The sequence below is a fragment of the Kitasatospora sp. NPDC087861 genome, assembly GCF_044742585.1.
Classification (GTDB): Bacteria; Actinomycetota; Actinomycetes; order Streptomycetales; family Streptomycetaceae; genus Kitasatospora.
Genome location: NZ_JBIUUS010000002.1, coordinates 493041 through 514738 on the forward strand (window position 1 = coordinate 493041; position 21698 = coordinate 514738).

23 protein-coding genes are annotated in these 21698 nt (G+C 73.3%); 12 read left to right on the top strand and 11 right to left on the bottom strand.

The genetic code is table 11. The annotated features are described in order from the left end of the window. Positions 1–41: 41 nt before the first annotated feature. The gene (locus tag ACIOJE_RS04870; protein ID WP_400773343.1) at positions 42–164 is read right to left on the bottom strand and encodes a hypothetical protein; all 123 of its coding nucleotides are present in this window, start codon (positions 162–164) and stop codon (positions 42–44) included. A 188-nt stretch (positions 165–352) separates the two neighbouring features. Then, on the bottom strand, positions 353–955 hold the full coding sequence (locus ACIOJE_RS04875) for a hypothetical protein (protein WP_280682627.1): 603 nt from the start codon (positions 953–955) through the stop codon (positions 353–355). A gap of 357 nt (positions 956–1312) precedes the next feature. Between ACIOJE_RS04875 and ACIOJE_RS04880 the strand changes: the two genes are divergently transcribed. Further along, positions 1313–2215 carry a LysR family transcriptional regulator gene (locus tag ACIOJE_RS04880; protein WP_280682628.1) on the top strand — a complete coding sequence of 301 codons (903 nt, stop codon included), beginning with the start codon at positions 1313–1315 and terminating at the stop codon, positions 2213–2215. Between the two features lie 20 nt (positions 2216–2235). Here ACIOJE_RS04880 and ACIOJE_RS04885 read toward each other — a convergent pair whose 3' ends face one another. Both ACIOJE_RS04885 and ACIOJE_RS04890 read right to left on the bottom strand, forming a co-directional pair. After that, the gene (locus tag ACIOJE_RS04885; protein ID WP_400773345.1) at positions 2236–2631 is read right to left on the bottom strand and encodes a hypothetical protein; all 396 of its coding nucleotides are present in this window, start codon (positions 2629–2631) and stop codon (positions 2236–2238) included. Between the two features lie 145 nt (positions 2632–2776). Then, complete coding sequence (locus tag ACIOJE_RS04890; RefSeq protein ID WP_280682632.1) at positions 2777–3751, bottom strand: YafY family protein; 975 nt, start codon at positions 3749–3751, stop codon at positions 2777–2779. 99 nt (positions 3752–3850) lie between these two features. On the opposite strand from ACIOJE_RS04890, the gene ACIOJE_RS04895 reads away from it, so the two are divergent. Then, positions 3851–4393, top strand: a complete 543-nt coding sequence (locus ACIOJE_RS04895; RefSeq protein ID WP_400773347.1) for a DinB family protein — start codon at positions 3851–3853, stop codon at positions 4391–4393. A gap of 106 nt (positions 4394–4499) precedes the next feature. Here the strand turns inward: ACIOJE_RS04895 and ACIOJE_RS04900 are convergent, their stop codons facing one another. Beyond that, on the bottom strand, positions 4500–4715 hold the full coding sequence (locus tag ACIOJE_RS04900) for a heavy-metal-associated domain-containing protein (protein ID WP_280682636.1): 216 nt from the start codon (positions 4713–4715) through the stop codon (positions 4500–4502). A 451-nt stretch (positions 4716–5166) separates the two neighbouring features. Between ACIOJE_RS04900 and ACIOJE_RS04905 the strand changes: the two genes are divergently transcribed. Continuing rightward, positions 5167–5868 (top strand): DUF3152 domain-containing protein, encoded by a 702-nt coding sequence (locus ACIOJE_RS04905; RefSeq protein ID WP_280682638.1) that lies wholly within the window; start codon positions 5167–5169, stop codon positions 5866–5868. 137 nt (positions 5869–6005) lie between these two features. On the opposite strand, the gene ACIOJE_RS04910 is transcribed toward ACIOJE_RS04905, so the two are convergent. After that, a complete protein-coding gene (locus ACIOJE_RS04910) occupies positions 6006–6395 on the bottom strand; it encodes a RidA family protein (protein WP_280682640.1) in 390 nt (129 codons plus the stop codon). A gap of 72 nt (positions 6396–6467) precedes the next feature. Between ACIOJE_RS04910 and ACIOJE_RS04915 the strand changes: the two genes are divergently transcribed. The 3 genes from ACIOJE_RS04915 (at position 6468) to ACIOJE_RS04925 (ending at position 9062) form a co-directional block, all read left to right on the top strand. Next, a complete protein-coding gene (locus ACIOJE_RS04915) occupies positions 6468–7367 on the top strand; it encodes a LysR family transcriptional regulator (RefSeq protein WP_400773350.1) in 900 nt (299 codons plus the stop codon). A gap of 165 nt (positions 7368–7532) precedes the next feature. Beyond that, entirely contained in the window at positions 7533–8462 is a 930-nt protein-coding gene (locus ACIOJE_RS04920) for a glutaminase (protein ID WP_280682732.1), read from the top strand. A 189-nt stretch (positions 8463–8651) separates the two neighbouring features. Continuing rightward, on the top strand, positions 8652–9062 hold the full coding sequence (locus tag ACIOJE_RS04925) for a hypothetical protein (RefSeq protein ID WP_280682645.1): 411 nt from the start codon (positions 8652–8654) through the stop codon (positions 9060–9062). 73 nt (positions 9063–9135) lie between these two features. Here ACIOJE_RS04925 and ACIOJE_RS04930 read toward each other — a convergent pair whose 3' ends face one another. Beyond that, entirely contained in the window at positions 9136–10575 is a 1440-nt protein-coding gene (locus ACIOJE_RS04930; RefSeq protein WP_400773352.1) for a DEAD/DEAH box helicase, read from the bottom strand. Between the two features lie 343 nt (positions 10576–10918). Then, positions 10919–11122, bottom strand: a complete 204-nt coding sequence (locus ACIOJE_RS04935; protein WP_280682648.1) for a cold-shock protein — start codon at positions 11120–11122, stop codon at positions 10919–10921. Positions 11123–11559: 437 nt separating this feature from the next. Between ACIOJE_RS04935 and ACIOJE_RS04940 the strand changes: the two genes are divergently transcribed. Then, the gene (locus tag ACIOJE_RS04940) at positions 11560–11787 is read left to right on the top strand and encodes a hypothetical protein (RefSeq protein ID WP_280682650.1); all 228 of its coding nucleotides are present in this window, start codon (positions 11560–11562) and stop codon (positions 11785–11787) included. Between the two features lie 185 nt (positions 11788–11972). Next, a complete protein-coding gene (locus tag ACIOJE_RS04945) occupies positions 11973–12335 on the top strand; it encodes a hypothetical protein (RefSeq protein ID WP_280682652.1) in 363 nt (120 codons plus the stop codon). Positions 12336–12402: 67 nt separating this feature from the next. On the opposite strand, the gene ACIOJE_RS04950 is transcribed toward ACIOJE_RS04945, so the two are convergent. Next, positions 12403–13065 (bottom strand): TetR/AcrR family transcriptional regulator, encoded by a 663-nt coding sequence (locus tag ACIOJE_RS04950; protein ID WP_280682654.1) that lies wholly within the window; start codon positions 13063–13065, stop codon positions 12403–12405. Between the two features lie 133 nt (positions 13066–13198). Here ACIOJE_RS04950 and ACIOJE_RS04955 point away from each other — a divergent pair, with 133 nt between their 5' ends. Together ACIOJE_RS04955 and ACIOJE_RS04960 are read left to right on the top strand one after the other, a co-directional pair. Further along, the gene (locus tag ACIOJE_RS04955) at positions 13199–14230 is read left to right on the top strand and encodes a medium chain dehydrogenase/reductase family protein (protein WP_280682656.1); all 1032 of its coding nucleotides are present in this window, start codon (positions 13199–13201) and stop codon (positions 14228–14230) included. Between the two features lie 383 nt (positions 14231–14613). Next, positions 14614–15996 (top strand): MFS transporter, encoded by a 1383-nt coding sequence (locus ACIOJE_RS04960; protein WP_280682658.1) that lies wholly within the window; start codon positions 14614–14616, stop codon positions 15994–15996. An 82-nt stretch (positions 15997–16078) separates the two neighbouring features. On the opposite strand, the gene glmS is transcribed toward ACIOJE_RS04960, so the two are convergent. Together glmS and ACIOJE_RS04970 are read right to left on the bottom strand one after the other, a co-directional pair. Further along, positions 16079–17905 (bottom strand): glutamine--fructose-6-phosphate transaminase (isomerizing), encoded by a 1827-nt coding sequence (gene glmS, locus ACIOJE_RS04965; protein ID WP_280682659.1) that lies wholly within the window; start codon positions 17903–17905, stop codon positions 16079–16081. Positions 17906–17982: 77 nt separating this feature from the next. Then, positions 17983–18258, bottom strand: a complete 276-nt coding sequence (locus ACIOJE_RS04970; RefSeq protein WP_280682661.1) for a hypothetical protein — start codon at positions 18256–18258, stop codon at positions 17983–17985. A gap of 204 nt (positions 18259–18462) precedes the next feature. Between ACIOJE_RS04970 and asnB the strand changes: the two genes are divergently transcribed. Both asnB and ACIOJE_RS04980 read left to right on the top strand, forming a co-directional pair. Then, positions 18463–20313 (top strand): asparagine synthase (glutamine-hydrolyzing), encoded by a 1851-nt coding sequence (gene asnB / locus ACIOJE_RS04975; RefSeq protein ID WP_400773355.1) that lies wholly within the window; start codon positions 18463–18465, stop codon positions 20311–20313. A gap of 231 nt (positions 20314–20544) precedes the next feature. Further along, positions 20545–21657 carry a hypothetical protein gene (locus ACIOJE_RS04980; protein ID WP_400773357.1) on the top strand — a complete coding sequence of 371 codons (1113 nt, stop codon included), beginning with the start codon at positions 20545–20547 and terminating at the stop codon, positions 21655–21657. Positions 21658–21698 lie beyond the last annotated feature (41 nt).

A 21698-nucleotide genomic window follows, 5' to 3' on the forward strand; every position in this document is an offset into this window, starting at 1 on the left:
GCGGCAGGCCGCCACTGCTCAGTGGCGGCCTGCCGCATCCATCAGTGCCCGCACAGCTGTTGGAAGCCCGGGTGGGTGTGGAGGAGTTCGGCGTACGTTCCGGCGGCGGAGGCCGTGCCGTTCGAGAGCATGACGACGGTGTCCGCCGCTTCGATGGTGGGCATCCGGTGGGCGATGGCGATCCTCTGGCGTTCGCACGGCCGCCAAGGTCGGCGACTTCAGCAAGGACACGGACGGCACCATCTACACCCGGAAGGACGCGACGACTCTGGGCTTCAAGAAGCCGCGCTGACTTCGGTCCCGCGCGACAGCCCGCCGGCTCCGCCGGCGGGCTGTTCTGCTTGCCCAGGCCCTACGGTGCCGGGTTCCGGCCGGACATCAGTACGGCGGTCTCGACGTCGCCCAGTTGCAGTTCCAGCGCTCCGAGGACGGATTCGGTGGAGAGCGCCCTGGAGAGGGCGGCCACTGCGAGGTGGGCGGCCGCCGTGTCGGGGCGGATCAGCGGCGCGACGGCTCCGAGGATGGGGTCGCAGAAGGCGCGGGCGCGGTAGTCATGGGCGGCGGGACCGATCGCCAGCAGGTGGCCGTAGCCGCCGAGGAGCGGGGTGTGCCGGTAGCCGAGGGAGAACTCGCGGGCGAGCAGGCGGAGTTCCTCGTTGGTCTCGCTGGTGGCCGGGGCCAGGTTGAGCCACCAGGCGCCGAACTCCATGGTGTCGAGTGCGCCGGTGCGGGGGTGGGTCAGCACCTCGCGGAGGTAGTCGGGCTCCTCGATGCAGGTCAGCAGCCCATGGGCCCCGCTGGCGGCCGCACGGGGAGTCGGGTGGGCGAGGCGGCGGTGGCCGGCGGGGCCGCTGTCTCCGGCACCCCAGGTGCGGACCGCGTAGCCGACTGCGGCGAGTCTGCCCGCGGCGCGGACGGCGTTGGCATTCGACCCGAGGACGGCAAGGGCGATCACGTGTGTCTTCTTCCGTGGTGCGAGGCGGTGGTCCGGTGCGAGGCCGCCCGAAGCGGCGACGCGGTCGCGGTACCGGCAGTAGACCGGCGGGCAGTAGACAACCGATCAACGCCGCCAGGAGGAAGGGCTAGGGCGGGCCCGGCAAGATCCGCCGGACAGGCCCTGGCAGCGCACCCCGGCCGACCGGCCAGGCGGTGCGGGTCGGCACCCGCCGTGTCCCCGCCTGTGCGTCCGGAACGCGGCGAAGACAACGGACGGGTTGCCGCCCTGGGCCCTGCAACGATGATCGATCCTGCCGAACACCCAAGTCAATCCACCGGTTTGCTGGGGAACCTCCAAGCGATACCTTGGGTCATCGTGACTCTCGACGACCTCCGCGTCTTCGCCGCGGTCTGCCGGGCCGGCTCACTGAGCGCCGTGGCCCGCGACCTGTCGTGCACGCAGTCCGCGGTCAGCCAGCACGTGAAGCGACTCGAACGGGAGCTGGGCCTCACCCTGATCGAGCGCCATCCCCGGGGGGTCGCACCCACCAAGGCCGGCCGCCTCCTCCAGTCGGCCGTCGCCACCGGTCTGGGCGGCATCGACCACGCGCTGCGCAGCATCGGTGAACTCGCCCGCGGCGAGGGCGGATCCGTACGGATCACCACCGGCGCCACCAGCATCCGGCACTTCATGTCGGCCGCCGTCGTCGACTACCGCCGGCGCTTCCCGCAGGTCAGCCTGGAGTTCCAGACCGAGGTCTCCAGCCGCAGCTGCTTCGAGGCCCTCACCGCCGGCCGGGTGGACCTGGCCTGGATCACGCTCGGCGCCCCGGTGCGCGGGATCGAGCAGCGCCCGGTCGTCGAGCTGCCCTGGGTGCTCGCCGTCGCCACCGGCGACCCCCTGGCGGCCAGGGAACGCATCGAGCCCGCCGACCTCCAGAACACCCGGCTCATCGGGCTGCCGCAGAACTCGGTGTCCCGCTCCCAACTCGACTCCTGGCTGGGGAGGTCGGGCATCCGGCCGGTCTTCGACACCAGCGTCGCGGACTGGGACACCGCGATCCTCCTGGCCGAACTCGGCCTCGGCCACGCCGTCGTCCCCGCCCTGCCGCAGTGGCAGGGCCCCGGCCACCCCGGCCTGCGGCTGCTGCCCCTGCCCGCACTGCCCGTCCTGACGGCCGGCTGGGCCGTCCGCCGCTGGGACACCCTCTCCCCGCTGGCCCGCGCCTTCGCCGACACCGTCGCCGAACACTCCGCGGGGCGACCCCGGGCGGACTGAGCCTCACCCGGGGGCTGCCGTCACACTCCGGGGCCCTCAGCCGGCCGGTCGAGGAAGCGCCGGAGCCCCGCCCGTACCCCGTCCGTGGGCACGGTGGCCGCGAAGCAGGCCGCCTCGACGGCGAGGCCCTCGTCGGTCGGCAGGTTGATGCCGCGGGTGACGGCCCGCAGGCAGGCGGCCACCGCGGTCGGCGCGTGCCGGATGACCCGGTCGTGCTGCCCGGGCGCCTGCTGCGGGCCGCGACCGGCAGCCTGCGCGCAGCGGCCTGGGGCGCACCCGGGCTGGTCACGGCGCTGGCCACCGGCTGGCTCGCGGACGGCACGGTCGCGCGCCTGGAGCGGCACCGCCGTGCGGACGCCGCCGCCCGCCAGCGCATCGCCCGTACCGCGCTGGCCGGTCTGGACGTGACGGCGCACCCGGCCTCGTACCTGGTGTGGCTGGGCCTGGCGGAGCACCAGCGGCCCGACCGGGTCGCGGCCGTCCTCGCGGGCGAGGGCATCCTGGTGTCCACCGCGGACGCCTTCGCCACCGGCCCGCGCTGCCCCCGGGCCGTCCGACGTCCTACTCCGCCACCCCGCCCCTCGCCGCCCGCCCGAACCGCTCGCCCCACTCCTCGACGAGGGCGAGCAGTTCGGGCGGGCCGAGCACGCGGAATTCCGCGCCGAGCGAGCCGAGCGCCATGGCGGGCCACTCCAGGGAGTCGGCGGTCATCTCCAACCGGCAGCGCCCGGCGTCGACCTCCTCGACGGCGCCCCACCGGCCGACCCGTTCCCGCACGGTCGCGGCCGGGGCATCCACCAGCGCCGCCACCCGGTGGGGGCGGCGCACACCGTTGAGCCCGGCCCGGACGAACTCGGCGGCGTCGGCGGCGGGCAGCTCGCGGGGCCCGAACCGGGCGCCGCTGCCCTGCGGTGCGCTGAGCCGGTCGAGCCGGAAGGTGCGCCAGTCCTGCCGGTCGAGGTCGTAGGCGACCAGGTACCAGCGGCGGTACAGGCAGACCAGCCGGTGCGGTTCGACGTGCCGCTCGGCGCGCCGGCCGTCGGCGGCGGTGTAGGAGAAGCGCAGCCGCTCGGTGTCCCGGCAGGCCAGCGCGACCACGGTGAGCCGGTCCGGATCGACGGGTGGGGCGGCGACGGCGCCCTCGCCGACGGGCACGGTCACCGCGCGCAGCGCCTCGACCCGGCGCCGCAGCCGGGCCGGCATCACCTGCGCCACCTTGGCCAGCACCCGCACCGAGGCCTCGGCGACGCCCTCCACCGGACTCTCCGCGGCGGCCTGGAGGCCCACGGCGAGCGCCACCGCCTCCTCGTCGTCGATCACCAGCGGGGGCAGCGCCGCGCCCGCCGCGAGCTGGTAGCCGCCGTCGACGCCGCGCTGCGCCTCGACGGGGTAGCCGAGTTCGCGCAGCCGGTCGATGTCGCGGCGCAGGGTGCGGATCGAGACCCCGAGCCGGTCGGCCAGTTCCTCGCCCGGCCAGTAGCGGTGGGTCTGGAGCAGGGAGAGCAGTCGCAGCGTCCGGGTGCTGGTGTTCGCCATGACTCCGATTCTCGGGGAATTCAGGCCGGAAAGTGACCGCAATGGCTCGTAGCGTGGACCTTGTCCGAAGGAGCAAGAACCGAACGAAGGGCCGGCACCATGACCGCCACCACGACCCCGAACAGCCACACCGCCACCGGCGAGCGCGCCGACCTGCTGACGGCCCTGGCCAAGCAGCGGCACTTCCTGCGCTTCACCACCCGCGACCTCACCGACGAGCAGGCCGGCCTGCGGACCACCGCCAGCGCACTGTGCCTGGGCGGCCTGGTCAAGCACGTGACCTCGGTCGAGCGGATCTGGGCGGACTTCATCGTGGACGGCCCGTCGGCGATGCCCGACTTCACCGCCTGGACCGAGGCCGACCTCGCCCGCCGCGCCGACGAGTTCCGCATGCTGCCCGGCGAGACGCTGGCCGGCGTCCTGGCCGAGTACGCCGAGGTGGCCCGCCGCACCGACGACCTGGTCACCGCCCTCCCCGACCTGGGCGCCACCCAGCCGCTGCCGAAGGCCCCGTGGTTCGAGGCCGACGCCGAGTGGTCGGCCCGCCGCGTGCTGATGCACGTCGTCGCCGAGACCGCCCAGCACGCGGGCCACGCCGACATCATCCGGGAGTCCCTGGACGGCGCGAAGAGCATGGGCTGATCCCAGCCCGGCCCGCCCGGTTCGCGGACCGGGCGGGCGGAGCGGGCCCGGCAGACCGGGCGGGCGAGCCGGGCCGGACGGGCCCGGTGGCCGGTTCCGGCGCGGGTCAGCGCCGGTCGACGAGGGTGAAGCCCGCCCCGTCGACCGCGCCGCGGACCAGGGCGTCGTCGAGCGGCTGCGCCGAGGCCACCGTGACCCGGCCGGTCGGCGCGTCGGCGGTGACCCCGGTGACGCCGGGGAGGGCGGCCAACCCGGCGCTGACCGTCTTCTCGCAGTGGCCGCAGCTCATTCCGTCGACGGCGAGAACGGTGGTGATGGACATGGCGGTGCCTCCGATGACGTGAGGTGAGCTGACACGAAGTGGGACGAGGTAGGACGACACGGGCAAGCCCGGCCGGTGATCACCGTGCACCACCACAGCGGAACCGACCCCCGGGGCCCACGGACACGCCGCACGGATGGCACCATCGAGTGGTTCCGGGAACCGACCGGGCCGCGCGCCCGACTGGGGCGCCGCCGACCGGCTCACCGGGGCGCGGGCCTGATCACCCGCACCGGCCGCGGCGGTACGGCGGGCGGCCGTCTGAACTGGCGGCCCGCTTTCGCCCGTTCCTCCCTGTGGCGCCTTTCGTCCACTCGACCCCGCCCCACCCCGTCCAGGAGCTGTTCACCGCCATGTCCCCGCTGACGCCCCACTCCTCCATACGCGGCGAGTCCGCCCGACCCGGCCAGGCCACCGAGACGAGGGTCCGCCTCGCGACGGGGGGCGGCCGATGAAGAGCCTCCTCGGATCCCGGCGCCGGCGGCTCTGGCACGGCGCCCTCGCCCTGGTGGTGGTCGCCGCCGTGACCGCCGGCCTGGTGTGGTGGCACCCATGGGCCCCGGGCGACCGGCAGAAGCCGATGGAGTTCACCACGGCCGCCGGCGGCTCGCCCCGCTTCGGCACCGGCGAGCACCTGTACCGCTACAAGGTGCGGGCGGAGAACGGGCTCGCCGAGAGCCCCGGACAGTTCGCCGCCGAGGTCGACGCGATCCTCGGGAACGTCCAGCACGGCTGGGCCGCCGGCAACACCGCGTCCTTCCAGCGGATGCCCGCCGACCCGGTGGACTTCACCGTCTACCTGGCCACCCCGGCGACCACCGACCGGATCTGCGGCCAGTACGGTCTGGACACCGGCGGCTGGGTGAACTGCGGCGTGAGCCACCAGGTCGTCATCAACCTCAAGCGCTGGACGGAGCTGTCGGAGTTCTACGCCGGAAAGCCGGAGCTGTACCACGCGCTCGCCGTCAACCACGAGGTCGGCCACATCCTCGGGTACGGCCACGTCGACTGCCCCGGCGCGGGCGCGCCGGCACCGGTGATGATGCAGCAGATCAAGGGCCTGCACGGCTGCGTGCCGAACGGCTGGCCGTACTCCGACGACGGCACCCTGCTCACCGGCCCACCCGTCCAGGCGCCGAGCTCCGCCCCCTGACGCACGGTCACCGACCCCACCGCAGCCGACTTCACGACCAGGCCGCCGGCACCGGAAGCCGGCGGTCGGCGGTCGGCGGTCGGCGGGACCACGTGCGCCTGCGGCTGGCCCGGGTGGGCCGGCGATCGGCAACCCCGCTACCCGTCGCTCCTGCGCGCATCGACCTCGATCTCGATCCGCATCCGAGGGTCGGCCAGGCCGCACACCAGCATCGTCGCGGCCGGCCTGACCTCGCCGAAGCAGCGCCGCAGGACCGGCCAGCACGGCTCGAAGTCGGCCCGCTCCGGCAGCAGGTAGCGCACCCGCACCACGTCCGCGAAGGTGCAGCCCGCCTCCGCCAGCGCGGCCCCGATGTTCCGCAGGCACTGCTCGGCCTGCTCCACCACGTCCTCGGAGATCGTCATCGTGGTGTAGTCGAACCCGGTCGTCCCGGACACGTGCACCCGGTCGCCGTCGACCACGGCGCGGGCGTAGCCGATCTGCTCCTCGAAGGTCGAACCGCTGAGAATCGAACGTCGCTCTGTCATGCGCCGAACGCTAGGCAGACGCCGGCCATACGTCCAATACACCCCACGGCATGACCTGATATCCCTGGGCGTATGGACCGACCGGAACTCCCCCTGCCGCAGCTGTACGCCTTCCTCGTGCTCGCCGAGGAACTCCACTTCGGCGACGCGGCCGCCCGCCTGGGCATCGCCCAGCCGCCGCTGAGCCAGCAGATCCGCCGGCTGGAGGACAAGGTCGGCCACCCGCTGTTCCACCGCACTCCGGCGGGCGTCACCCTCACCCCGGTCGGCCGCGAACTGCTGCCCGCCGCCCAGCGGGCCCTCGCCGACCTCACCGCCGGACTCGCCGCCGCCCGGGCCGTCGGCAGCGGACGGGCCGGCCGCCTGCGGATCGGCTTCGCCGCCTCCCTCGCCCTGACCGTCCTGCCCGGCCTGCTGCAGACCTTCCGGCACCGGTACCCCGACGTGCACCTGGACATCCACGAGATGACCAGCGCCCCGCAACTGGCCGCCCTGCACGAGCAGGCCATCGACATCGGACTGCTCCGGGAGCCTCCCGTCGACGAGCCCGCCCTCGACTTCCGGACGGTCCTCACCGAACCCTTCGTGGCGGTGCTCCCGACCGCCCACCCCCTGGCCCCCCAACGGACCGTCCACCTCGCGGACTTGGCCGACTCCCCCTTCGTCCTCCTCCCCCGCGAGGTCGGCCCGCAGCTCCACGACCAGATCATCGGTCTGTGCACCGCCGCCGGCTTCGCCCCCCGCATCACCCAGCACGCCGTCGAATGGCAGACCATGTGCGCCCTCGTCAAAGCCGGCCTGGGCGTCACCCTCGCCCCGGCGAGCATCCGGCACATCCGGCTCAACGGCATCGTCTTCCGCCGCCTCACCCCCGGCGGCACCCGCACCCGGGTCGCCGTCGCCTGGCGCAGGAACGACCGGAACCCCCTGGTCGCCAACCTGCTGACGGCCTTCGACCCCGACCCGTCATGACACGTCCCCGGTCACGCCGCGCGCCGACCCGCCCCCACCCGAATCCGGGCGCGACCAGCACCGGCGGCGCGAGCACGGATAATCCTCATCGGACCAGGTCACGGTCGGCGCCGCGGCCGTGATCGTGATGAAGCTCGTGCTCATGGAGGAACAGCGTTGAACGGTATGCCCGCCGGAGAGACCCTCGACTACCGGCTGCTGCTGGACGCCGCCACGGCGGCCGCGCGGGCGACCAGCGGCCAGGGGCACGTCGCCGACTACATCCCGGCCCTCGCCACGGTGGAACCGGACGCGTTCGGCATGGCGGTGGCCACCGTCGACGGCGAGCTGTACGGAATCGGGGACTGGGAGCGGCCGTTCTCCGTCCAGAGCGTGTCGAAGCTCTTCACCCTGGCGCTGGCCATGGCCCACGGCGGGGACACCGTCTGGCGCGGGGTGGGGCGGGAGCCGTCCGGCAACCCCTTCAACTCGCTGGTGCAGCTGGAGAGCGAGCACGGCATCCCGCGCAACCCGTTCATCAACGCCGGCGCCCTCGTGGTCACCGACCGCCTGCAGACCATGACGGGCGACGCCGCCGGGGCCGTCCGCGCGTTCCTCCGCCGGGAGTCCGGCAACCCGCTGATCGACACCGATCCGGTCGTGGCCGCGTCCGAGGCCGACCACGGCCACCGCAACGCCGCCCTGGCCCACTTCATCGCCAGCCACGGCAACCTGGAGAACCCGGTCGAGACCGTCCTCGACCACTACTACGCGCACTGCGCGGTGTCCGCCAGCTGCCGGGACCTGGTCCTCGCCGGCTCCTTCCTGGCCCGGTACGGGGTGCGCGCCGACGGCACCCGGCTGATGTCGCGCAGCGAGGCCAAGCGCGTCAACGCCGTGCTGCTCACCTGCGGCACCTACGACGCGGCGGGCGAGTTCGCCTTCCGGGTCGGGCTGCCGGGCAAGAGCGGCGTGGGCGGCGGCGTCCTCGCCATACTGCCCGGACGGGCCGCGGTCTGCGCCTGGGGCCCCCGCCTGGACCAGGCCGGCAACTCGGTCGCGGCCGTCACCGCCCTGGACACCCTCACCACCCTCTCCGGCTGCTCGATCTTCTGACCCGACGGCTCCGCGCCCGCCGGACGCCGGCAACCGACGACCGGACGCCGTCCAACTCGTGGCGCTGATCCGACCGTTGGGCACCGATCGGCGGGCCTGACATGGCATGCTCCAGGCGGGGGCGCCGATCAGGATGATGATCGGCCGACAAGAGAGACACGACCAAGAGGAAACTGGGGGTCCCGTCCCATGCGAACCGTCCTAGCAAGCTTGTTGGCCCTGGCCGGCGCGGCCGGGCTGGTGCTCAGCTCGTTTCAGCCCTGGTACGCGAAGAGCGATCCGAGGTCCGTGCCGGTCGCCGACCTGTTCCGAGGCATGTCGCCCACCCGCACCACCTCGACCGGCATGTCGATGTTCCTGCTCCTGGCCGTCGCCGCGGCGATCGCGGTCCTGGCGCTGCTGGTGCGGTCCCGCCCGGGCCTGCTCCTGGCCGGCGTGGTCGCGGTGGTCACCGGCGTGCTCTGGGTCTACCAGAAGGGCCGCGAGCTGTCGCCGCGCTCGCTCGGCATCGGCGACCTGGAGAACGGTTTCTGGAACGCCTGCGGCGGCGTCCTGGTGATCCTCCTCGCCCTGGCCGTGCTGCCGCCCAAGCGGTCCTGAGCACGCGTCCGGCCCCGCGCTGTCGACAGCGCGGGGCCGGACCGGGCCAAGACGCCTCCGCCGATCCGCCCGATCAGCTCCGGCCGGCGGACCGCGCCGGGCGCGGGTGGCGGGCACCGGAGGCGGCGGCGGGCCGGCGGCGGCCGCCGGCAGCGGAGTTGGGGCGGCGGCGGGGGCGCTCGATGACGGGGTCGGGGATCGAGACCGGGATGCCGGTGGGCACGCGGGCGCCCGTGAGCCGGGCGAGTTCGTCGTCGCCGGAGTGGATCCGGGTGGCGGTGGGGGCGAGGCCCGCGGTGGCCGCCAGGCGGGCCATCTGGCGGCGCTGGCTGGGCAGCACGAGGGTGACGACGGTCCCGGACTCGCCGGCCCGGGCGGTGCGGCCGCCGCGGTGCAGGTAGTCCTTGTGGTCGATCGGCGGATCCAGGTTGACGACCAGGTCGAGGCCGTCGATGTGGATGCCCCGGGCGGCGACGTTGGTCGCGATGAGCGCGGTGACCTCGCCGGTGCGGAACTGCTCCAGGGTGCGGGTGCGCTGGGGCTGGGACTTGCCGCCGTGCAGGGCGGCCGCCTTCACCCCGTTCGCGAGCAGGGCCTCGACCAGCCCGTCCGCCCGGTCCCGGGTGTCGGTGAACATGATCACCCCGCCGTCGCGGGCGGCGATCCGGGCGATCACCTCGTTCTTGTCGTAGTTCTGCACATGCAGCACGTGGTGCTCCATGGTGGTGACCGCGACGGCCGACGGATCCACCGAGTGGGTGACCGGGTCCTTGAGGAAGCGGTGCACCAGCCGGTCGACGTTGCGGTCCAGGGTCGCGGAGAAGAGCAGCGTCTGGCAGTCGGCGGAGACCTGGTCGAGCAGTTCGGTGACCTGCGGCAGGAAGCCCAGGTCCGCCATCTGGTCGGCCTCGTCCAGGACCGCGACACTGACGTCGTCCAGTCGGCAGTGGCCGCGCTGGATCAGGTCCTTCAACCGGCCGGGGGTGGCCACCACGACCTCGGCGCCCCGGTTCAGCACCTGGCCCTGGCGGCCGATCGACACGCCGCCCACCACGGTCGCCATCCGCAGCCGTACGGCGTGCGCGTAGGGAGTGAGCGCCTCGGTGACCTGCTGCGCGAGCTCCCGGGTGGGGACCAGCACCAGGGCCAGCGGGCTGCCCGGGGCGGCCTTGCCACCCGCGGTACGGGCGGCGGTACGGGCCAGGACTGCCAGGCCGAAGGCGATGGTCTTGCCGGAGCCGGTCCGGCCCCGGCCGAGCACGTCACGGCCGGCGAGCGAGTTCGGCAGCGTGGTGGCCTGGATGGGGAACGGCGAGGTGACGCCCTGGCGGGCCAGCACCCTCAACAGGGCCGCGGGCATGTCCAGTTCGTCGAACGACTCGACGGCGGGCAGGGCCGGGGTGGAGCTGACCGGGAGTTCGAACTCCCGCTGGGCGGGGCGCGCCTGACCCCTGCCGGAAGCGACGGATCGGCGGGGGGAGGTGCGGTGCGAGGGACGATTGGGGCGGTTCATACGGAACCTTCCTCGAGACGGCACGTCGCGAGGGAGGCTCCACTGCGCGGACGCGCGGAGATCGCAAGAAACGGGCCGGAGAATGTGCCGGGCGGGGCTCGGACGGTGCGGCCGGGCGGGGCCTGGACGGCGCAGCCGCCCGATGGGCGGGCACCGGTCCGCAGGCGGCGCAGTGCGGCTCACACGGAAACGGCGGCCGGCGGCGGACCGCGGGGCCGGAGCCACCGGAGCGGCCTGGGGCCGCCGGAGGCGGGGGTGGGGTGGTACGGCCGAAAGGCCCGCACCGGGCGTGTGCGCGGTGCGGGCCCCTCGCTGCCATGGCGAGTGCCGTGGCATAGACCTACTACAGCGGGCGAATGTTCTCCGCCTGCGGGCCCTTCTGGCCCTGCGTGACGTCGAACTCGACCTTCTGGCCCTCGAGCAGCTCGCGGAAACCGCTGGCGTTGATGTTCGAGTAGTGGGCGAAGACGTCAGCGCCGCCGTCCTCCTGCTCGATGAAGCCGAAGCCCTTTTCCGCGTTGAACCACTTCACGGTACCAGTAGCCATAAAAAAATCTCCTTCGAGAGACTGTACGAGGTCCGCACCATGCGGACTTCGAGTCGCCGCGATGAGCACCCGCCGGGGAAAAGCCGGAAAACAAAAAATGCGCCTGCAATACATCAGCAGGCGCACACAAAGTTCATGGGAACCACTACTGCAACTAAATCGACTGTAGCAGGCCCGGGCTCCCCGCGGTGGATATTCCGCATCAGGTTTCCCGGACCCCACCCCCACGGGTGGCGCCGCCCCGCCGGAGCGGACGGCAACGGGCGGCGGCCCCAGGGCAGTTGGCGCGACCGCGGCAGGCGCGGGCCGGGCGGAGAATTTTTCCGGCCGGGTGGGCCACCCGGGCGCGGGCCGGTTGGCGGTGCGCCGCCACCCCGGCGGGCTTCCGGCGCTCCGGAAGGGTCCGCTCCACGGTTTTTCGGAGCATACTGATCGGGATGACGAAATCACCGGCAGTCCGGCGCCACCTGCCCACCAGTCCCTTCAAAGCCCCGGTCGACGTGCCGCGCAAACGGTTCGCCGTGGGCGACCGGGTCACCCACGACAAGCACGGCCTCGGCCGGGTCGTCGACGTCGAGGACGGCAGCGACATCGCGGTCCTCGTCGACTTCGGCTCCCGGCAGGAGCGGCTCATCCCGCCCTACGCCGAGATGTGGAAGCTCTGACCCGGGGTTCCCCCCGGGACACCAGGGCCCGGGCCCCGGCACCAGGCGCCGGCCGTGCGCGCGACCATGCGCACGGTCTGCGCCGGACGTCCGACGCGGCGTCGGGCGGACGCCCGGCGGAGGTCCAGCGGACCGTACCGTACGCGCGGCCCCCGAAGCCGCCGGTGGCGCAATAGTCTGGGGGCATGTCGAACTCTGATGAGCTCCTCGTTGACATCGCCGCCATGGTGGAGTCCGAGCACAGCAACCAGATGTCCTTGACCGTGGTGGTACCCGGAGCGGTCATCACCGGCAGGCTCGCGCCGATGGCCCTCTGGTTCGAGCGGGTGTCGGAAGTCCTGCACACCTCGCAGCACTTGAAGCCCTTCGCCGCCCTCTTCGCCCCGTCCTCCGCCGTGGCACCCACCCGGCCCACGCACCTGCACCTCCACCGGGCGAGGATCCTGCAGGGCGACTTCGGGCTTCCCCACACCGGCGGCATGTACCGCATCGCCATCGGCGACGTGAGCAGTTGGACGGTGGGCGACCTCAGCTACTCCGACGCGTGACGAAACGCCTGCCGTGCCCGCCCGGGGCCGAGTTCCCGGGCGGGCACGGCAGGCCCGCGTCGTGCCGTCAGCGACCGGTGAGGGAGCGGGCCTCGGCGGCGTAGAGCTCGGCGGGATCGAGCCCCATGCCGGTGAAGTGGCCCGCGAGTTCGAGCGAGAGCACGCCGTGCAGGCGGGTCCAGAAGGCGAGGGCCAGGCGGAGTGCCGACGGCGGGGCCGGGTGCTGTCCGGCCCAGGCCCGGTGTTCGGCGAGGTGGGCGTCGAGCGGGGACGGCGGCGCGCCGGGTGACTCGTCGGCCGGCTCCTCGGCGGCGCAGGCGTCCAGGATGACGGCCATGATCTCGCCGGAGATCCGGGTGGTCTCCTGGGGCGCGTGGTAGCCGGGCACCGGGGTCCCGTAGACGAGGAAGTAGCGCTGGGGGTCGTCCAGGGCCCACCGGCGCAGGGTGTCCACCAGTCCGGCCAGGTCGGTGCCGGCCGCGGCGCGGGCCCGGAAGGTGTCGGCGAGGCTGCGGTAGGCGTCCGTGACGAGCTCGGTGATCAGCTCGTCGCGACTGGCGAAGTACCGGTAGAGGGCCGGGCCGCTCAGGCCCATCTGTTTGGCGATGGCGTTGAGGGACAGGGCCGAGGCCCCCGCGGTGGCGATCTGCTCCCAGGCGTGCTTCCTGACCTCTTCCCGCACCTGGGCGCGGTAGCGCTCCCGGGGAGTCCTCGCGTCCGACGCGGCCACGCCCGCCTCCAGCCCTCACGACTACACCATCAACGTCTCGTTAGAGGTTATCACTCTCCCTCTTGACCCTCACTCGCCCTGACGGTTATAACTTCTAACGGAAGCGACACCATCTACGGAAAAGGAGCGCGTCATGGACAGCGCACGCCTGGTCGAGGTCGTCCTGCCCGGCATCGTGACCCCGGAGGGCCTGGAGATCCGCCACGGAGCCGTGCCGACGGCCGGCCGGGGGCAGCTCGTGATCGCCATGGAGGCGAGCGGCGTCTCGTTCGCCGAGCAGCAGATGCGCCGCGGGCGGTACTACGACCAGCCGCCGTTCCCGTTCGTTCCCGGCTACGACCTGGTGGGCCGGGTGCTGGCCACCGGCGAGGGCGTCGACCCGGGTCTGGTCGGGCAGCGGGTGGCAGCGCTGGTGAAGGTCGGCGGGTGGGCCAGCCACGTCCTGGTCGACGCCGAGGACGCCGTGCCCGTCCCGGACGGCCTCACCGCCGAAGCGGCGGAGACCGTGGTGGTCAACGGCATCACGGCCTGGCAGATGCTGCACGGCCGGGCCCGGGTCCGCGCCGGGCAGCGCATCCTGGTGCACGGCGCGAGTGGCGGGGTGGGATCCGTCCTGGTCCAGCTGGCGCGGGCGGCCGGCGTGCAGGTGATCGGCACGGCGTCCGCCCGGCACCACGAGGCCCTGCGGGAGCTCGGCGTGGTCCCGGTCGACTACCGCACCGCGGACGTGGCGGCCCGGGTCCGGGAGCTGGCGCCCGGCGGGGTGGACGCCGTCTTCGACCACGTCGGCGGGCGCAGCGTGATCGACTCCTGGCACCTGCTCGCCCCCGGCGGCACGCTCGTCGCCTACGGCAGCGCGTCCACCCGCGACGACGACGGCTCCAAGCAGTGGCCCGTGCTGAAGATCCTCGCCCGCACCTGGCTCTGGAACACCCTGCCGAACGGCCGCCGCGCCTGCTTCTACAACATCTGGGCCGGCCGCGCCCTCGGCCGGGACCGGTTCCGCGCGCGCCTGCGCTCCGACCTCACCCAGGTGTTCGCCGCCGTCGACCGCGGCGACGTCACCGCCCGCATCGCCGCCCGGATCCCGCTCGCCCGGGCCGCCGAGGCCCTGCGGCTGGCGGAGTCCGGCACCGTCAGCGGCAAGATCGTCCTGACGCCCTGACGCCGGGGCGCGGGCCCGGAGCGGGACGCGGGCACCGCGGCCCCGATTGTGACGCCGGCCACACGATCGGGGCGCCCGGGGGCCCTCGGGTGAGAAGGGTCACGTCCGGCGGGCGGCCGGGCACCAGGGCGGCGACAGGGCCCGGCAGGACTGGGCAGGCGGGGTGGCGACACGGTCCGAGGGCCTGTCCGCTTCGGGACCTTGGTCGTGAATCCGACCGACCTTCGGCCCGGTGGAGGCCCACGCGTACCGGGCAACCGTGGACGGTCGCCCGGTGTGACCGGGTGATGGCGTCGTCCCACGGACGGCGCCTTCCCTGCCGTCTACCCGGCGCACGGTGAGCGGGTCCTCCCGCCGCCGTACGCTCCGGAGGACCCCAGCACATGTCCCAGACCATCGACAACGCCCCGTATACCGCCTTCCACCGCAGACTGGCCCTGGCCTGTTCCGGTGGGCCGCTGCTCGACGGCTACATCCTGAGCATCGTCGGCGTCGCCCTGATCGGGATGCGCCCGGACCTCGGCCTGTCCACCGCGGAGGTCAGCCTGATCGGCGCCGCCGCCCTGGTGGGCATGTTCGTCGGCGGCGCGCTCTTCGGCGTGCTGACCGACCGGATCGGCCGGGAGGTGATGTACACCGCCGACCTGCTCGTGATGGTCGCCTGCTCGGTGCTCTCCTTCTGGGTCGACACGGTGTGGGCGATCGCCGTGCTGCGCTTCGTGCTCGGCATGGCCGTGGCCGCCGACTACCCGATCGCCACGTCCCTGCTCGCCGAGTGGCTGCCCGCCAAGCAGCGCGGGCGGCTGCTCGGCCAGCAGATCGTCGCCTGGTACGCCGGCTCCGTGCTCGCCTACGTGGTGGGCTACGCGTTCCTGGAGCTGGCCGGGCCCGGCAGCTGGCGGTGGATGCTCGCGAGTTCCACGGTGCTGTGCGTGGTCTTCCTGGTGATCCGCCGCGGCTCGCCGGAGTCCCCGCGCTGGCTGGCCGCCAACGGACGGGTCGGCGACGCGGTGCGCGTGGTCGAGAAGCACCTCGGCGTGCGGGTGGACGGCCGCGAGCTGATGCCCGACCCGGCCGAGCGCGGCCGCCCCGGCGGGCTGCGCCTGCTGATGACCCAGCCCTACCGGCGCCGCACCCTGTTCTGCGGCCTGTTCTTCCTCTGCCAGGTCGGCCCGCTGTTCGCGATGCTGACCTTCGGCCCGCAGATCCTCTCCTCCTTCGGCATGCCGGGCGGCACCGTGCTGGAGACCCTGGGCACCGGGCTGATCAGCCTCGTCTTCCTGCTCGGCTGCTACCCGGCCCTGCGCCTGATCGACACCCGCGGCCGACGCCCCGTCATCATCTGGTCCTTCGCCCTGATGGCCGTCCCGCTGGCGCTGCTGGGCGTGTGGCCCACCGCCCCGGCCGCCGTCGCCCTGACCGCGCTGTGCGCGTACGCCTTCCTGTGCGGCGGGCCCAACGTCCTCGACTGGACCTACCCCAACGAGCTCTTCCCCACCGAGATCCGGGCGACCGCGGTGGGGGTGGCGACCTCGGTGAGCCGGATCGGCGCGGCCGTCGGCACCTATCTGCTGCCGCTCTCCCTGACCGGGCTCGGCACCGGCCCCACCATGCTCATCGCCGCCGGCACCACCCTGGTCGGCCTGCTGGTGTGCGTGCTGTGGGCCGAGGAGACCCGGGGCACCGCCCTGGGCGCCGCCCCGGCCGCCGCCCGCCCGACCGGGCGCACCGTCCCGGCCCAGCGCGTCCCGCAGACGGCGCGCTGACGGCCGCCACGTGACGCAGGCGGCGCCGCCCGGACCTCCCGGGCGGCGCCGCCGCGGCTCTGCGGCGGGGGCCTACTCCGGCCTACTCCACCGTCACGCTCTTCGCCAGGTTGCGCGGCTTGTCGACGTCACGCTTGAGGGCCAGGGCGGCGTGGTAGGCGAGGAGTTGGAGCGGGATGTTGAGGAGCAGCGGGTCGAGCTCGGGCTCGCTCTTGGGAACGAGGATGCAGTGGTCGGCAAGCTTGTCCTCGGGGCGGCGGTGGCCGATGGCGATGACCCGACCGGAGCGGGCCTTGATCTCGCCGAGCGTGGTGAGGTTCTTGTCGAGCAGTTCGTCGTCCGGCACCAGGGCGACGGTGGGCAGTTCGGGGCTGATCAGCGCCAGCGGCCCGTGCTTCAGCTCGCTCGCCGGGTAGGCCTCGGCGTGCACGTAGGAGATCTCCTTGAGCTTCTGCGCGCCCTCCCGGGCGACCGGGTAGCCGCGGACCCGGCCGATGAACATCATGCCCGCCGACTCGGCGTACTGGGCGGCGAGTTCGGCGATGGCGTCGCCCTGCGCGAGGACCTCGCGGATCTGCTCCGGCAGGGCCTTCAGGGCCGCGACGATCCGGCGGCCGTCGGCGGGCGAGAGGTCGTGGATGCGGCCGAAGTGCAGGGCCAGCAGCGCGAAGGCGACCACGGTGGAGGTGAAGGCCTTGGTGGAGGCGACGGAGATCTCCGGCCCGGCGTGCAGGTAGATGCCGCCGTCGCACTCGCGGGCGATGGCGCTGCCCACGGTGTTGACGACGCCGAGCACCCGGCCGCCCTTGCGCTTGATCTCCTGGACGGCGGCCAGCGTGTCGTAGGTCTCGCCGGACTGGCTGACCGCGATGTACAGGGTGTCCGCCTCGATCACCGGGTTGCGGTAGCGGAACTCGGAGGCGGGCTCGCTGTGCGCGGGGATGCGGGAGAGCTCCTCGATCAGCTGGGCGCCCATCTCACCGGCGTAGTACGCGGATCCGCAGCCGAGGATCTTCACCCGCCGGATCTCGCGCAGTTCGCGGGCGTCCAGGTTGAGGCCGCCGAGGTGGGCGGTGGCGAAACGCTCGTCGAGCCGGCCGCTGAGCGTGCGCTCGACCGAGCCGGGCTGCTCGTGGATCTCCTTGAGCAGGAAGTGCTCGTAGCCGCCGGTGTCGTAGGAGTCGATCTCCCAGTCCACGGTGGACGGCTGGCGGTGCGTGGTGCGGGCGTCGGCGGTGAAGGTGCGGAAGCCGTCGGCGCGGACGGTGGCCAGCTCGCCGTCCTCCAGGTGGACGACCTGGCGGGTGTAGCGGACGAGGGCGGACACGTCGGAGGCGACGAACATCTCCTTCTCGCCGAGGCCGAGCACGATCGGGCTGCCGTTGCGGGCGACCACGATCCGGTCCGGCTGTTCGGCGTCGAGCACGGCGATGCCGTAGGTGCCGACCACCTTGCCGAGCGCGGCGCGCACGGCGTCCTCCAGCTCCACGCCCTCGACGGCGTGCGCGGCGATCAGGTGGGAGAGCACCTCGGTGTCGGTCTCGGAGCGGAAGACGGCGCCGTCGGCGGTGAGCTTGGCGCGCAGTTCGTCGGCGTTCTCGATGATGCCGTTGTGGACGACGGCGATCCGCTCGGCGCCGTCCAGGTGCGGGTGGGCGTTGGCGTCGCTGGGGACGCCGTGGGTGGCCCAGCGGGTGTGCCCGATGCCGATCCCGCCCTTGAACCGGGCCGGGACGGCGGCGGCCAGGTCGGCGACCCGGCCCTTGACCTTGCGGACCTTGAGCCCGCCGGTGCGCCCGGTGACGGCGACGCCGGCCGAGTCGTAGCCGCGGTACTCCAGCCGGGCCAGGCCCTCCAGCAGGAAGGGGGTCGCGTCCTTGGGGCCGATGTAGGCCACGATTCCGCACATGCGTGGGCTCCTCTTGGTGAATGCTCGACGGCTGTTCGTGCGTCCTGGCACCTGCGGGGCGGACCCGCCGACGGCGCTCAGCCGTAGACGATCCGGCGCAGCTGGCGGGCCGAGAGCCCGGGCGCCGCGACGCGGCGGGCGGGGAGTTCCTCGGCGAGCCGGGCGAAGATCCGTTCGTTCGTCAGTCCGCGTGCCTGGAGCTCGCCGTGGCGGCGGCGGACGTACTCCTCGGTGGTCTCGGAGAAGTACGCCAGCACCTCTGCCACGACCCGCGCCGCCTCCCGGGGCCCGAGCGGGCTGGTCCGGGTGAGGTGGGCGAGGAGGTCGTCGTGAGGGTGGGGTGAGCTCGGCACGAGACAGGAGCCTAGGCCGCATCGGCCGCCGGACTCAAAGATCCTGCCCGGATTCGGGCAGACTTTACGACTTTCAGTTCACACGATCAGCCACTCGCGCCTCCCCGACCTCTCGCGTCCCCTTCCCGCCGCACCCTTGTAGCCGCGCCCCTCCACACGTAGCGTGACTTTCCGCATACGTAGCGGAAGACCGGAGGCTTGCTGATGTGCGGGATCACCGGATGGGTCGCCTACGACCGCGACCTCACCGCCGAACGCGCCGTCCTCGACGCGATGACGGCCACCCAGATCTGCCGCGGCCCGGACGCCGGCGGCGTCCACCTGGAGCAACACGCCGCCCTCGGCCACCGCCGCCTCGCGGTGATCGACGTCGAGGGCGGCGTCCAGCCGATGACCGTCGAACACGACGGCCGGCTGCTGGCCGCGCTCACCTACAGCGGCGAGGTCTACAACCACCGCGAGCTGCGCGCGGAACTGGAGGCGGTCGGCCACCGCTTCCGCACCCGCAGCGACACCGAGGTCGTCCTGCACGCCTACCTGGAGTGGGGCGAGCAGCTGGCCGAGCGGCTGAACGGCATGTTCGCCTTCGCGATCTGGGACGCCCGCAGCGAGGAGCTGCTGCTGGTCCGCGACCGGATGGGCGTCAAGCCCCTGCACTACCACCCCACCCCGGACGGCGTGATCTTCGGCTCCGAGGTGAAGGCCATCCTCGCCCACCCCGCGGTGCGCCCGGTGGTCGACCTGGACGGGCTGCGCGAACTGTTCTCCTACAGCCGTACCCCGGGGGTCACCCCCTACCGGGGCATCGCCGAGGTCCGGCCCGGGCACGTCGTCCGGGTCCGCCGCGAGGGCCTGTCGATGCGCCGCTACTGGGCGCTGGAGGCGCGCGAGCACACCGACACCCTGGAGGCCACCGTCGCCACCGTCCGGGCCCTGCTGGAGGACATCGTCCACCGCCAGCTCGACGCGGACGTCCCGCTCTGCTCCCTGCTCTCCGGCGGCCTGGACTCCAGCGCCGTCACCGCCCTCGCCGCCCGGGTGCTGCGCGACGCGGGCGCCGGTCCGGTGCGCTCCTTCGCCGTCGACTTCACCGGCCAGAGCGAGAACTTCCACGCCGACGCGGTCCGGCCGACCCAGGACGGCCCGTACGCCCGGCTGCTCGCCGAGCACGTCGGCGCCGACCACACCGTGATCGAACTGGACTCCGCCGAGCTCGGCGACCTCGCCCAGCGCGCCACCGTCCTGCGCGCCCGGGACCTGCCCGGCGGTATCGGCGACATGGACATCTCGCTGCTGCTGCTCTTCCGGGGCGTGCGCCGCCAGTCCACCGTCGCCCTGTCGGGCGAGTCCGCGGACGAGCTGTTCGGCGGCTACCGCTGGTTCCACGACCCGCGGGCGATCGCCGCCGACGACTTCCCCTGGGCGGTCTCGCTGACCGGCATCGGCGGCGAGGGCGCCGGCCCACGGGAACAGATCCTCGACGCCGGCCTGCTCGGCAGGCTCGACCTGGCGGGCTACCGACGGGCCCGCTACCGCGAGGCGCTCGCCGAAGTCCCGCACCTGCCGGACGCCGACCCGCTGGAACGGCGGATGCGCGAGATCTCGTACCTCCACCTGACCCGCTTCGTCTGCATCCTGCTCGACCGCAAGGACCGGATGAGCATGGCCAACGGCCTGGAGGTGCGGGTGCCGTTCTGCGACCACCGGCTGGTCCAGTACGTCTTCAACACCCCGTGGGCGATGAAGCACTTCGACGGCCGGGAGAAGAGCCTGCTGCGCGCCGCCGTCCGGGACATGCTGCCGGACGCCGTCGCCGACCGGGTGAAGAGCCCGTACCCGGTCACCGCGGACCCGCACTACCCGGCGCTGCTGCAGGCCGAACTCGCCCAGCTCGCCGCCCAGCGGACGTCCCCGGCGCTCGACCTGCTCGACCGGCGGCGCCTGGCCGACGCGCTCTCCCCGGACACCGACCCGCAGTCCGTCCGGCTGGCCGTCGACCTCGCGCTCGACCTGGACACCTGGCTGACGGAGTACCAGGTGACGCTGGATCTCTGACGGTCGCCCCGGTACTTCGCGGCACTCCCCGGACTCCCCGGACGGCGCGGCGGCCCGGCGCCGCTACGCCGTTCGGGTGATCTTCCGGAACCAACCCGCCGCGCCCGGGCGTCGGACCGTGCGATAGCGTCGCCGACACCTCCCGAATGGCGGGCGAAAACGCGGATTCCCGCCACCGTCCCGTCAGGATGGGAGCGAACCGTCCACCTCGATCCGCCGGGGGATCACCTCATGCAGCCGCGACTATTCGCGATTCTCACCGCCCTGCTCCTGGGCGTCCTGGGCCTCGGGTCGGTCGCCGTCACCGACTGGTCGCCCGCGGCCACCGCGGCGACGACCCCGGCCGGCGCCGCGACCACCGGCGCCGCCCCCGCCGTCGCGCCGGCGGCCGCGGGCGCCACCCCGGCCGGCGACCCGGCGGTGTGGACCCGCTCGACGCTGCGCAACAAGCTGATGGCCGAGATGGACGCCACCGACCCCGGCGTCGCGCTCGCCGACCTCGACAGGATCACCAAGGAGAAGCCGTACACCGTGCGCTTCTGCCACCCGATCGCGCACGAGCTCGGCCACGCGGCGGTCAAGCGCTTCAACGAGGACTTCCAGAAGGTCATCTCCTTCCCCCACGAGACCTGCGCGGCCGGCTACCTGCACGGCGCGGTCGAGGAGATGCTCAACGCCTCCACCCAGCCCGAGGTGGACCTGCTCAAGCTCTGCGCGCCCAAGAACGCCGGCCCGTGCATCCACGGCGTCGGCCACGGCACCATGTTCGTCGCCAAGCAGGACGTCGCCAAGGCGCGCGAGCTGTGCAACAAGTTCCCCAGCGACCAGAACCGGATCCGCTGCTCCGAGGGGCTGTTCATGCAGCTCTTCGGCCCGGACGAGGAGGACGAGAAGGCCAAGGCGAACCTGCCCGCCGACAAGCTCGCCCAGGACCCGCTGTACCCGTGCAAGGACCAGCCGTCCCTGTTCCAGTCCGCGTGCTACTTCTACGCCCCGACCTTCTACCTCTCCTCGCACGACTACCCGAACCACCCCGAGGTCTACGCCGACGCCCTCAAGTGGTGCCTCAACGGCAAGGCCAACGGCGGGGCGGTCGACTGCAGCCGCGGCGTCGGCTCCCGGACGATGAAGTACAACCTCGACCGCGAGGACTGGGCCGCCCAGCAGTGCGCCACCGCCGCCGACGGCTGGCAGCGCAAGGCCTGCGCCGAGGGCCTGGTCAGCTACTACACGGTCAACTACACCGACGGCGGCGCGGCCGGGCGGCTCTGCGCCAAGATCGGCAACAAGGAGATGCAGGGCTACTGCCGCTCCGCCAGTGGCCTGTCCAGCTCGCTGGACTGACCCGGCCGTCCGACCCGGACTGCTCACCGTCCGACCCGGAC